A 12,008-nucleotide genomic window follows, 5' to 3' on the forward strand; every position below is an offset into this window, starting at 1 on the left:
CGGGGAAGAGACGGACGACAGGGGGGGACGGGGGGCGGTTCAGCGCGAGGTGTCGAACACTTCGTCGCGGGTGTCGGCGAGCGCCCGCTCCAGGGCGCCGCGCAGCACGGGGGTGCGGTCGATCTCGCCGACGACCAGTCGCGGCCGGGAGGCGGCCAGCTCGGCCAGCTCGGACTGGATCAGCGACCGCAGGACCTCGCCGCCCGCCGCGACCGCCCGGCCGGAGAGCACGATCAGCCCGGGGTCCAGGACGGCGGCGACGGAGGCGAGCCCGGTGGCCAGCCGCTGCGCGTACTGCCGCAGCAGCTCGGTCAGCGCCTCGTCCCGCTCGTACGCGTCGGCCGCCCGCGCCAGCAGTCCGGCGGCCACCTCCGCGTACGGCTGCTGCGGGGCGTCGATGCCGAGGGACTTCGCGAGCCGGGGCACCGCCTGGGCGCCCGCCAGCTCCTGGAAGCCGCCGCTGTTGGCCTTGACGACCTGGCGCACCAGCGGGGTGCCCGGCACCGGGAGGAAGCCGACCTCGCCCGCGCCGCCGGTGAAGCCGCGGTGCAGGCGTCCGTTGATGACGAGGGCGGCGCCGAGGCCCTCCTCGTTCCACAGCAGGACGAAGTCCTGGTGGCCGCGGGCGGCGCCCAGGCGCTGCTCGGCGACGGCGACCAGGTTGACGTCGTTCTCGTACTCCACCGGCATCGGCAGGAACGCGGCCAGCTCCTCCAGCAGGGTGGGGGAGTGCCAGCCGGGCAGGTGCGAGGCGTACCGCAGCCGCCCGGTGCCCGGGTCGAAGGCCCCCGGGGTGCCGATGACGACGCGGTGCACGTCGGCGCGGGTCAGCCCCGCCTCCTTCACCGCCCCGTCCAGCGCGTCGGCGACCTGGCGCACCACGCTGTCGGCGCGGCGCCCCGGGGTGGCCAGCTCGTACTGCCCGACCGTCGCCCCGGTCACGTCCGCGACGGCGGCGACGATGCGGCGGCCGTTCACGTCGAGCCCGGCGACATGGGCGGCGCGCGCGTTGACCGTGTAGAGCTGCGCGTTGGGTCCGGGGCGCCCCTCGCTGGTCCCGGTCGCGACGACCAGGCCGGCCGCCTCCAGCCGGGCGAGCAGCTGGGAGGCGGTCGGCTTGGACAGCCCGGTCAGCTTCCCGATCCGGGTCCGCGAGAGCGGCCCGTGCTCCAGCAGCAGATCGAGGGCGGCCCGGTCGTTCATGGCCCGCAGCACCCGGGGGGTGCCCGGGGTGCCGGGTGTGCCCGGAGTGATTCCCGCCATCGTGGATGCACCCGCCCTCTGCGACGCGTCTGGGGAAACTCTGTTAGGAAAGTTTCCTATTCGGTTGGGAGGACGGTAGGGCGCAGGTCACCGGCCCGTCAATGGGGGCCACCGCTCCGGCAACGAAAGTGTTACCTCCGACGACGGCGCCCCCGGGCCGCCGCCCGACGTGCGGGGGCGGCCCGGGGGCGCCGGGGGACGGGCTACGGCTTGTTCAGGTTCGGCGGCGGTATCGGCGTCGTCGCCATCGACTGCGGGGAGGTCGCCGACGCGTACGCCGAGGGCGCCGCCATCGCCGCCGTCGGGTCCGCCGCGGACTCCGGCTCGGTGTGCAGCGGGATCGCGCCGATCATCCGGATACCCGCGTCGTCCAGGGCCTGCTTGATACGCCAGCGCAGCTCGCGCTCCACGCCGAGGGACTTGCCCGGCATCGTCTTCGCGGTGACCCGGACCGTCATGGACTCCAGCAGGACGGCGTCCAGGCCCAGCACCTCCACCGGGCCCCACAGCCGCTCCGACCAAGGCTCTTCCTTCGCCATCGTCTCGGCGGCGGTGATGATCGCCTCCCGGACGTGCTCCAGGTTCTCCGTCGGGCGCACCGTGACGTCGACCCCGGCGGTGGACCAGCCCTGGCTGAGGTTGCCGATCCGCTTCACCTCGCCGTTGCGGACGTACCAGATCTCGCCGTTGTCACCGCGCAGCTTGGTGACCCGCAGGCCCACCTCGATGACCTCGCCGGAGGCCACCCCCGCGTCGATCGTGTCCCCGACCCCGTACTGGTCCTCCAGGATCATGAAGACGCCGGAGAGGAAGTCGGTGACCAGGTTGCGGGCGCCGAAACCGAGCGCCACACCCGCGACACCGGCCGAGGCGAGAAGCGGCGCCAGATTGATCTTGAAGGCGCCCAGGATCATCAGGGCCGCCGTGCCCATGATCAGGAACGAGGCCACCGAGCGCAGCACCGAGCCGATCGCCTCCGACCGCTGGCGCCTGCGCTCGGCGTTCACCAGCAGCCCGCCCAGCGCGGTGCCCTCCACCGCCTGTGCGCTGCGGTTCATCCGGTCGATGAGGTTGGTCAGGGCACGCCGGATCAGATAGCGCAGCGTGATCGCGACCGCCACGATCAGCAGGATGCGCAGTCCGGTGCTCAGCCAGGTGGACCAGTTCTGCTCGACCCAGCCCGCGGCGTTCCCGGCCTGCTCGGCGGCTTCGCCCAGGGAGCCCACCGGCTCGGGCGAGGGGGCTGCGGCCAAGAGGACGGACAGGGACACGACAGGGACCTCCAGGGGGACGACGGCTGGTCAACCACACTAACGAAGGCGGGGGAGTGGATCGTTGCCGTCATGGAAGGAGAGACGGGTCTCACCGCGAACCGGGCACTGTGGCCGATTCCACACCGCGGACCGCCGCCCTGGTGGGACCCCGCCCGGACACCGGGAAACGGCATCCGGGCCGCGGGGGTGAGAAAAATCCTCCCGGCCCGTTACCCCTACGTGGTGGCGCTTTGACCAGGCATGAGGAGAGACTGAGATCGGATCGTCCCGGCGCGAGCCACGCGCCGCCGGCGTACAAGGAGGCATCCACCGTGCCGCACGTCCTGGTTCTCAACGCGTCGTACGAGCCGCTCGGCGTCGTACCGCTGCGCCGCGCGCTCGTCCTCGTCCTCGAAAACAAGGCCATCTGCCTGGAGGAGTCCGGCGCCTTCCTGCACAGCGCCACCCGAGCCGTGCCCGCTCCCAGCGTGGTCCGGCTCAAGCGCTTCGTGCGGGTCCCCTACCGCGGCCCCGTCCCGCTCACCCGCCGGGCCCTGTTCGCCCGGGACGGCGGACGCTGCATGTACTGCGGGGCCGCCGCGACCAGCGTCGACCACGTCATCCCGCGCAGCCGCGGCGGACAGCACGCCTGGGACAACGTGGTGGCGGCCTGCCGCCGCTGCAACCACGTCAAGGCCGACCGCCACCTGCCCGAACTCGGCTGGCGGCTGCGCCACCAGCCCGCCCCGCCGACCGGCCTGGCCTGGCGGATCATCGGCACGGGCCACCGCGATCCGCGCTGGCTGCCGTATCTGCAGCCGTTCGGGGCCGACGACGTGATGGCCCGGATCGACGGCGTCTCCGCCTAGGCGGAGACGGGCCGGGCGACGTCACGGCTTCCGGTCCTCCGCCACCGCGTACGCCTCCACCGACCAGAGCGAGTAGCCGTACCCGGTCGCCCGGCGGTCGCCCTGCACCCGGATGAACCGGGCGTCCTTCGCGTCCATCCGGACCGACTCGCGCCCGCCCCGGCCCTCCGCCACGGTCGCGGCGGTCCGCCACACCCGGCCGTCGGCCGAGACCTGGACGCGGTAGCGGGAGGCGTACGCGTCCTGCCAGCTCAGCACCACCCGGCCCAGCCGCACCGGCTCCGCCAGCTCGGCCTGCCACCAGGCCCCGTCCGTCGCGGGCGAGGACCACCGGGTCTCCGGATCGCCGTCCGCGGCCGCCGACGCCGGGAAGTCGGCGGTCTCGTCCCCCGACGAGGACGCCTTCGCCGTACGCGCCAGATCCGGGCCCCCGGTCCGCGGGAAGGCCCGCACGGTCAGCGTGGACTCCTGGCCGCCGAAGGACAGCGGCACCTCGTACGCGCCCGCCGGGGTGTCCGCCGGGACGGTGATGTCCACCGGCACCTCCGTCACCGACCCGCGCGGCACCGTCGTCCGCTTCGGGACCCGCACCTCGATGCCCTCGGGGGCCTTCGCGGTCAGGCTGCCCCGCACCTCCGCCGGCCGTCGCCCGGCCAGCCGCGCCGCGACCCGCTGGGGCCCACCGCCGATCTCCGCGTCCGTCTCGCCACGCGCCAGAGCGAGCGTGGCGGCGGGCTCGTCCCCGAACCACGGCACCAGCCCGCGCACCCGCGGCACGTCCCCGGTGACCACGGCGGGCGCGGGCCGCTCCGGGCCCAGATACGACGGCGGGGCGGTCCGGGCCGCCTCCGGCACGCTCACCCGTACGGCGTCGGCGCGCAGCCCCTTCGCGGCGGTCTGGGTCCAGCCGCTCGGCGAGAGCCCGCCCAGCGTCCGCCAGCCCTCGCCGGGCACATGGGCCTCGACGACCGCGCCGTCCGCGGCGGACCCGGGCTCGGTCAGCGCCGTGACGGCCGTCACCGGACGGGCCCCGGCCAGCCGCACCGTGTAGCTGTGCGCGTCCCTGGTGACCCGGCCCGTCTCGCGGTCGGTGCCGTGCCATCCGGCGGCCGCGTCGGCGACCTTGTCCAGGAACGGGTCGAGCACGCCCTTGCCGACGCTCGCCCCGCCCGCGGCGATCTCCTCGCGCAACGGCTCCAGGGCCAGCTGGGCCCGCCAGGCCGCCGCCCCGTCCCCGGCCGCCTGGGCCTGGAGCAGATCCACGGCCAGCTCACCGGCCCGCCCGTAGCGGGCCAGCTGCTCGGTCCACGGGCGCACCTCCTCGGCCAGGCGGCCCGCGGCGGGGGTCTTCAGCCGGCCGGGGGCCTGCCGCATCGCGGTGAAGGCAGCCCGCAGGTCGCCCGCCGCCCGGTCGCGGGCACCGGCCTCGGCGGCGCGGGACTTCCAGAAGCCGTCGAACAGCGGCTGGAGGTAGGCGGACTCCTGCGCTCCGAGCACCGAGGACGCGCTGTTGCCCGCGAGCGCCCGCAGCGCGGCCCGGGCCCCCACGTCCCCGCCCGCCAGATCGTCGATCGCCGCCCGCCAGGACTCGTCCGGGCGGTAGCCCTTGGGGTTCCAGGCGAAGTCGGCGGAGGTGAACAGCGGGATGCGGGAGACCGAGGGCTGCTCCATCGCATTGGCCAGCAGCGCCGCCGAACCGCTCGCCACCGCCGGGTCCCGGCCGGTGTAGGGGCCGAGGAAGACGCGGTCCTGGGCGTAGTCGTTGACCGGGTAGTTGTCCATCGTCACCAGCGGATGGCGGAACGCGGCGCGCGCCCCGGCCAGTTCGCTCCCGGAGATGGTCTTCGGCACCACCCCGACGCCGGTCCAGGCCACCTGCACCCGGTCGTCGAGTTCGGCGGCGAGCGCGGTGCGGTAGTCGGTGGCGCCGTCCTGGTAGAACTCCGTCGGCAGCACCGACAGCGGGGCCGCGCCCGGGTGCCGCTCCGCCAGATGCCCGGCGAGGGCCCCCGCGACCCGGGCCTGTGCGCGGGCCGCCGCCTTCGGGCCGCTGCCGAAGGTGTCGGCGTCGAGGTCGCAGTGCCACTCGCTGTAGCTGACGTCCTGGAACTGGAGCTGGAAGACCCGGAAGCCCAGCGCCCACATGGCGTCGATCTTCTTCGTCAGCGCCTTGACGTCCTGGTCCGAGGCCATGCACATCGCCTGGCCCGGGGAGAGCGCCCAGCCGAGCGTGACGTGCTGGGCGCGGGCGCGCTCGGCCAGCTCCCGGAAGCCGGCGCGCCGGTCGGCCGGATACGGCTCGCGCCAGCGCGCCAGCCGGTACGGGTCGTCCCCGGCCGCGTAGAGGTACCGGTTCTGCTTGGTGCGGCCCAGGAAGGCGATCTGGTCGAGCCGCTCCTCGTGGCTCCACGGCTGCCCGTAGAACCCCTCGGAGAGGCCGCGTACGGCGGTTCCCGGCCAGTCCCGCACGGTGACGCCCGCCACCGAACCGCCGGAGACGAGCTGACGCAGCGTCTGGACCGCGTGGAACAGCCCGTCCTCGCCCAGCCCCTCCAGGGCGACCGTGCCGCGCCCGGCCACCTCGCCGACGCCGATCCGGTAGCCGCCCGACGGCAGATCGGCCCGGTCGGGGGCGCGCAGGGCCCGCAGCGCCTCGCCCGCGCCGGGGCCGCCCAGGCGGACCACGGGCCCGCGCCCCGGCAGGCTCTCGTGCACCGTCCCCACCCCCGCCCCGCGCAGCAGCGAGCGCGCCTGCTCCACGGCGTACGGGTCGGCGTCCGGTGCGGCGACCAGGGTCGCCTCGTCGCCCAGCGCCACGGCCGGTCCGGTGGGTTTCAGGCTCTGCGGCCGGGGCCAGACGGAAGGTGTACGCAGGTCGCCGGAGCGGTCGGCCGGGCCGCTGAGGGGGGCCGCGGGGTCCGCGGGGGCGGCCGTCGCGGCCGGTGCGGCGGGGAGGGAGCCGAGGAGTCCGCCGATCACCGCCGCGGCCACGGCCGCCGTCTGCCTTCTGCGCCCGATCCGCACCTCGCGCTCCCCTTCGTCCGTACCGGCCTGTCCGTAGCGGGCTCCGAGCCCACCACCCGGGCGCTGGGGTGTCAATGCACGTGACTGTTATGCGTGGTTCGCCGGAATCATGATGGTTTCGCACCCGCTGGGACGGGTGGGGCCGACGGGAGTGGCCAAAAACGGTTGATACCTGATGGACGGGGGAACGGATGGTGACGCGGGGCACGTTGGGGTCGTTGTCATAACGCCTGCATCACGTCCACGTCTGCGCTCGTCCGGCCTGGGTAGGCCTGCTGTGTCCTGTTCTCCACGGCCAGGAGGCCACCATGCCCGCATCCGCGCAGCTTCTGCTCTCCGCCCTCTCCAAACAGGTACCCGCCCAGTCCGTTTCCGAGCCGCTGACCAGTGAACCCCCGCTCACCGATGTCGCCCACCTGATCAGCGGGCCGCCGCTCGCCGACGTCTCCCTCCTGCCCGGCGGCTCCTCGTTCGCCGACACCGCACCGCTGACCAGCGAGCCGCCGCTCGCCGACGCCACCCCTCTCACGAGCGAGCCGCCGCTCGCCACCGTCGCCCCTCTGACCAGCGAGCCGACCGCACCCGGCACCGCGGGGGGGCCGGAGTTCCCAGGAGTCTGAATGGGCTTGTCCCGGCTCGCCGCACTGCACGGTGTCGCCACCTCCTACTCCCCGTCGCCGGATGTCACGGTGTCCGTCCCCGACGACACGGTCATCGCCGTGCTCGCCGCGCTGGGCGTGGACGCCGGCACTCCGGCGGACGTACGGACGTGTCTCGCCGCCGCGGAGTCCCGCTCGCACCTGCTGCCGCCGACAGTGGTGGTCTGGTCCGGCGAGCCGTTGCCGCCCGCTCTGACCCGGCTCCCCGCCGGTTCGACCGTCACGGTCGAACCGGAGTCCCCGCGCCACCCCTCCGGCCGCGCCCCCGCCCCGCTGAGCATGCGGGTCCGGGGCGCGGCGGGCAGCGCCCCGGACCCCGACGCGGCCCCCGGGCCCGGCGGCGTCGACCGGTCCGGGACGTCGATGCCCGCCCCGGCCCCGGAGCCGGAGGCCGCGCCGCCCGGGACGGGCGCGCCGGGCACCCCCGCGCCGGAGGCCGCCGTCCCGTCGTACGCCGCCGCCCCGCCCGGCACCGCGACGCTGGGCGCCGCCGCGTCCGAGCCGGACGCGTCGCCCGGTGACCCCGACCCGGCCGCCGCTTCCACCGCTTCCGGACCCGACGCCTCCGGGTCCGCCCCGTCCGGCACCCCCGCCGGGTCCGCCCAGGCGGAGCCACCGGCCGTTCCCGCCTGGTGGACCGCGCCGCCGCCCGGGGTGCACCGCCTCCACGTCCGTACGCCGGACCACCGGCGGGCCAGTGCCACCCTCGTCGTCGCCCCGCCCCGGGCGCCGCAGCCGGAGGGGCGCGCGCACGGCTTCCTGGTGCAGCTGTACTCCCTGCTCTCCGCCCGCTCCTGGGGGATGGGCGACCTCGGGGACCTGGCCGACCTCGCCGCCTGGGCCGGGCGCACCATCGGGTCCGGGTTCGTGCAGGTCAACCCGTTGCACGCGGCCGTCCCGGGCAAGCCCACCGACCCCTCCCCGTACCGCCCCTCCTCGCGCCGCTTCCCCGATCCGGTGCACCTGCGCGTCGAGTCGGTCCCGGAGTACGGGCACGTCCGCGACCGGGCCGCCCTGGAGGACCTCCGCCAGGGGGCCGCCGCGCTCAGCGAGGCCGTGCTCAACAAGGGCGCCCTGATCGACCGGGACGCCGTCTGGGAGCTGAAGCGGCAGGCCCTGGAGCTGGTCGTCGCGGTCCCGCTCACCCCCGGCCGCCGCGCCGAGTACTGCGACTTCCTCGCCGAGCAGGGCCAGGCGCTGGAGGACCACGCCCTGTGGTGCGCGCTCGCCGAGGTGCACGGCTCCGACTGGCACAGCTGGCCCGCCGCCCTGCGCGACCCCCGCTCCCCGGCCACCGCCCGCGCCCGCTCCCAGCTGCTGGACCGGGTCGATTTCCACTGCCGCCTCGCCTGGCTCACCGCCACCCAGCTGGCCGACGCCCAGCGGGCCGCCGAGGAGGCCGGGATGGGCATCGGGATCGTCCACGACCTCGCCGTCGGCGTGCACCCCGCCGGGGCCGACACCTGGGCCCAGCAGGAGGCCTTCGCCCACGGCATGTCCGTCGGCGCGCCCCCCGACGCCTTCAACGCCCGCGGCCAGGACTGGGGCCTGCCGCCCTGGCGCCCCGACACCCTCGCCGCCACCGGCTATGCCGCCTACCGCGGCCTGCTGCGCGGACAGCTCGCCCACGCGGGCGCCCTGCGCATCGACCACGTCATGGGCCTGTTCCGGCTCTGGTGGGTGCCCGAGGGCCGCCCGCCCACCGACGGCACGTATGTCGCGTACGACGCCGAGGCGATGCTGGCGGTGCTCGTCCTGGAGGCCCACCTCGCCGGGGCCGTGGTCGTCGGCGAGGACCTCGGCACCGTCGCGCCCGGTGTCCGCGAGGCGCTCGCCCGGCGCGGGGTCCTCGGCACCTCGGTCCTCTGGTTCGAGCGGGACTGGGAGGGCGACGGCGGTCCGCTGGCACCCGAGCAGTGGCGCGCGGACTGCCTCGCCACCGCCACCACCCACGACCTGCCCTCCACCGCCGCCCGGCTGACCGGCGACCACGTGGCCCTGCGCCACCGCCTGGGTCTGCTCACCCGCTCGCTGGAGGAGGAGCTGACCGAGGACGTCACCTCGACCGCCGAGTGGCTGGCCCTCCTCGCCCGGCTGGGGATGCTCCCCGAGGGCGACGGCGACGAGGAGGCCGCCGTCCGCGCCGTCCACCGCTTCCTGCTCGCCACCCCGGCCAGGATGACCGGGGTCTGGCTCCCCGACACCGTCGGCGACCGCCGCCCGCAGAACCTCCCCGGCACCTGGGACCAGTACCCCAACTGGCGCCTGCCCATCGCCGACGCCCAGGGCCACCCCGTCACCCTGGAGGAGATCACCGCCTCGCCCCGGCTGCACGCCCTGATGGACGTCCTGCGACCCCGGAAGTCCCGTACGGCACCCCCGGCCGAGCGCCCGGCCTAGGCGTTCGCTACGTTGGCACCGTGGAAAAGAAGAACGCTATGCGCGCCGGCGTCGTCGCGGCCGGGACGACGCTGATGATGCTGCTCATGTCGGCCCCGGCGCTCGCGCTCACCCCCGACGACGGTGACGACCCGGGTCCGGGCCTCAGCGCGATGGAGACCATCGGCCTCTACGTCGTCGCGCCGATCGTCCTGTTCCTGGCGATCGCGGGACTGGTCATGGTCCTGGACAAGTCCAAGAAGCAGGTCTGACCCGTACACGCACGACGGGTGCGCCGCCGGTAGCAGCTACCGCGCGGCGCATCCGTGTGTCCGGCCCCGGGGCCGCGGCCGGTGCGCCGGGGCGGGGCCGGTAGGTTGCGGCCATGACCGAGTGGGACGTCAAGAAGCTCCGCATCCTGCGCACCCTGCGCGACCGGGGCACCGTCACGGCGACCGCCGAGGCGCTCCTGATGACCCCCTCCGCGGTCTCCCAGCAGCTCACCAACCTGGCCCGGCAGCTCGGGGTGGAGCTGCTGGAGGCCCAGGGCCGCCGGGTCCGCCTGACCGACGCCGCCCACCTCGTCCTGCGCCACGCCGAGGCGGTCTTCGCCCAGCTGGAGCGGGCGGACGCCGAACTCACCGGCTATCTGCGCGGCGAGGCCGGGGAGGTCAGGGTCGGCGCGTTCTCCACCGCCGTGCCCGCGCTCGTCGTCCCCGCCGTGACCCTGCTGCGCGCCGCCGACCGCCCGGGGCCCGAGGTCCGCGTGCGGGAGGCCGAGGCGGCCGAGGCGTACGACCTGCTCACCGCGGGCGAGGTGGACCTGGCCCTGTCGCTGGCCGCGCACGCGCCGACCGCCCGCGACCCCCGCTTCACCCTGTTCCCGCTGCTCGCCGACCCGCTGGACGTGGCGCTCCCGGCCGCCCACCCGCTGGCCGGGGCACCCGCGCTGCGGCTGGCGGACCTCGCCGCCGACCGCTGGATCTTCGGCGGTTCGGGCCCCTGGTCGGAGATCACCACCGCCGCCTGCGAGGCGGCGGGCTTCGTCCCCGAGCAGGCGCACAGCGCCGCCGGGTGGACCGCGATCCTCGCCCTCGTGGAGGCGGGCATGGGCATCGCCCTGGTCCCCCGGATGGCCTCCCGCGAACAGCGCCGCGCGGGCGTGGTGATGCGGGTCCTCGACGCCGACCAGCCGCGCCGCCACGTGGTGGCGGCGGTCCGGCACGGGGCGGAGAGCGGCCCGGCGGTGGCGCGGGTTCTCGCGGCCCTCACCGAAACCGCCCGAACGTTCAGCTGAGCTGAACGGTATCTGCGGAAACTTTCGATGGACCTGACGGTTCCGGCCGCGCGAAGGTAGGGGCATGACCTTCGACGCGAGCGAGAGCACCTTCCCGGACCCCCACGCCAACGACGCCGCGCCCTACGGCGGCGGCGACCCGTACGCCGACTACCGGGAGGCGGGGGAGCTGCCCTTCACCGAACTGGTCGACCTCGCCGACCGCCGCCTGGGCGCGGGCGTGATCGCCGCCAACGACGAGTTCTTCGCCGAGCGCGAGAACCTGCTGATCCGCGAGCGCGCCGCCTTCGACCCCGAGCACTTCGGGCACAAGGGCAAGATCATGGACGGCTGGGAGACCCGCCGCCGCCGCGGCGCGGACGCCGGGCACCCCTTCCCGGCCCCCGAGGACCACGACTGGGCCATCGTCCGCCTCGGCGCCCCCGGCGTCGTCCGCGGCCTGGTCGTGGACACCGCCCACTTCCGCGGCAACTACCCGCAGCGGGTATCGGTGCAGGCCACCTCCGTCGAAGGCGCCCCGGGCCCCGAGCGGCTGCTCGCCGACGACGTGAAGTGGGAGGAGATCCTGCCGCCCACGCCCGTACGCGGCCACGCGGCCAACGCCTTCGAGATCACCGACGGCCGCCGCTACACCCACATCCGCCTCTGCCAGCACCCCGACGGCGGGATCGCCCGCCTCCGCGTGCACGGCGAGGTCGTCCCGGACCCGGCCTGGCTCGCCGCGCTCGGCACCGTCGACCTGATCTCCGCCCTCAACGGCGGGACGTACGAGGACGCCTCCGACCGCTTCTACTCCTCGCCCACCCAGATCATCCTGCCGGGCACCTCCCGCAAGATGGACGACGGCTGGGAGAATCGCCGCCGCCGGGTCCGCGACACCAACGACTGGGTCCGCTTCCGCCTGCCCGCCCAGGGCGCGGTCCGCGCCGTCGAGATCGACACCGCCTACCTCAAGGGCAACTCCGCGGGCTGGATCGCCCTCCAGGGCCGCGACGGCGAGAGCGGCGAGTGGTTCGAGATCATCCCGCGCACCCGCCTCCAGCCCGACACCCCGCACCGCTTCGTGCTCCGCGCCCAGGCCGTCGTCACCCACGTCCGCCTGGACGCCTTCCCCGACGGCGGGGTGGCCCGGATGCGGCTGCACGGCAGCTTCACCGAGTCCGGCGCGGCCGAGCTGGCCCGCCGCCACGAGGAGTCCGGCGCGTAACCGCCGCCCCCCTGATCACCGCCCGGCGGACGGCTGCGCTCCAGGCCCGTCCGCCGG

The 12,008-nt window shown here is 75.4% G+C and carries 9 protein-coding genes; 6 read left to right on the top strand and 3 right to left on the bottom strand.

Annotated features, from left to right (window positions below):
* Nucleotides 1-39 precede the first annotated feature (39 nt).
* Both ACIRRU_RS08330 and ACIRRU_RS08335 read right to left on the bottom strand, forming a co-directional pair.
* Nucleotides 40-1,263 (bottom strand): ROK family protein, encoded by a 1,224-nt coding sequence (locus ACIRRU_RS08330; protein WP_403677784.1) that lies wholly within the window; start codon nt 1,261-1,263, stop codon nt 40-42.
* Between the two features lie 203 nt (nt 1,264-1,466).
* Nucleotides 1,467-2,534: a mechanosensitive ion channel family protein gene (locus ACIRRU_RS08335; protein ID WP_363199556.1), complete on the bottom strand. Its 1,068-nt coding sequence runs from the start codon at nt 2,532-2,534 to the stop codon at nt 1,467-1,469.
* A gap of 314 nt (nt 2,535-2,848) precedes the next feature.
* Here ACIRRU_RS08335 and ACIRRU_RS08340 point away from each other — a divergent pair, with 314 nt between their 5' ends.
* A complete protein-coding gene (locus ACIRRU_RS08340; protein ID WP_006124472.1) occupies nt 2,849-3,385 on the top strand; it encodes an HNH endonuclease in 537 nt (178 codons plus the stop codon).
* 21 nt (nt 3,386-3,406) lie between these two features.
* Here the strand turns inward: ACIRRU_RS08340 and ACIRRU_RS08345 are convergent, their stop codons facing one another.
* On the bottom strand, nt 3,407-6,409 hold the full coding sequence (locus ACIRRU_RS08345) for a beta-N-acetylglucosaminidase domain-containing protein (RefSeq protein ID WP_403677892.1): 3,003 nt from the start codon (nt 6,407-6,409) through the stop codon (nt 3,407-3,409).
* Nucleotides 6,410-6,717: 308 nt separating this feature from the next.
* Between ACIRRU_RS08345 and ACIRRU_RS08350 the strand changes: the two genes are divergently transcribed.
* The 5 genes from ACIRRU_RS08350 (at nt 6,718) to alc (ending at nt 11,951) form a co-directional block, all read left to right on the top strand.
* Complete coding sequence (locus ACIRRU_RS08350; RefSeq protein ID WP_403677789.1) at nt 6,718-7,029, top strand: hypothetical protein; 312 nt, start codon at nt 6,718-6,720, stop codon at nt 7,027-7,029.
* Nucleotides 7,030-9,468, top strand: a complete 2,439-nt coding sequence (gene malQ / locus ACIRRU_RS08355) for a 4-alpha-glucanotransferase (RefSeq protein WP_403677792.1) — start codon at nt 7,030-7,032, stop codon at nt 9,466-9,468.
* Between the two features lie 38 nt (nt 9,469-9,506).
* Nucleotides 9,507-9,719, top strand: a complete 213-nt coding sequence (locus ACIRRU_RS08360; protein ID WP_403677895.1) for a hypothetical protein — start codon at nt 9,507-9,509, stop codon at nt 9,717-9,719.
* 113 nt (nt 9,720-9,832) lie between these two features.
* The gene (locus tag ACIRRU_RS08365) at nt 9,833-10,744 is read left to right on the top strand and encodes a LysR family transcriptional regulator (protein WP_403677795.1); all 912 of its coding nucleotides are present in this window, start codon (nt 9,833-9,835) and stop codon (nt 10,742-10,744) included.
* A gap of 64 nt (nt 10,745-10,808) precedes the next feature.
* Nucleotides 10,809-11,951 (top strand): allantoicase, encoded by a 1,143-nt coding sequence (alc, locus tag ACIRRU_RS08370; RefSeq protein WP_403677798.1) that lies wholly within the window; start codon nt 10,809-10,811, stop codon nt 11,949-11,951.
* Nucleotides 11,952-12,008: the final 57 nt, after the last annotated feature.

This window comes from Streptomyces sp. NPDC101181, from assembly GCF_044767975.1.
GTDB lineage: Bacteria > Actinomycetota > Actinomycetes > Streptomycetales > Streptomycetaceae > Streptomyces.

Coding starts and splice junctions, on each gene's coding strand:
- ACIRRU_RS08330 (WP_403677784.1), bottom strand. CDS start 1,263: ATGGCGGGAATCACTCCGGGCACACCCGGCACCCCGGGCACCCCCCGG.
- ACIRRU_RS08350 (WP_403677789.1), top strand. CDS start 6,718: ATGCCCGCATCCGCGCAGCTTCTGCTCTCCGCCCTCTCCAAACAGGTA.
- malQ (WP_403677792.1), top strand. CDS start 7,030: ATGGGCTTGTCCCGGCTCGCCGCACTGCACGGTGTCGCCACCTCCTAC.
- ACIRRU_RS08360 (WP_403677895.1), top strand. CDS start 9,507: ATGCGCGCCGGCGTCGTCGCGGCCGGGACGACGCTGATGATGCTGCTC.
- ACIRRU_RS08365 (WP_403677795.1), top strand. CDS start 9,833: ATGACCGAGTGGGACGTCAAGAAGCTCCGCATCCTGCGCACCCTGCGC.
- alc (WP_403677798.1), top strand. CDS start 10,809: ATGACCTTCGACGCGAGCGAGAGCACCTTCCCGGACCCCCACGCCAAC.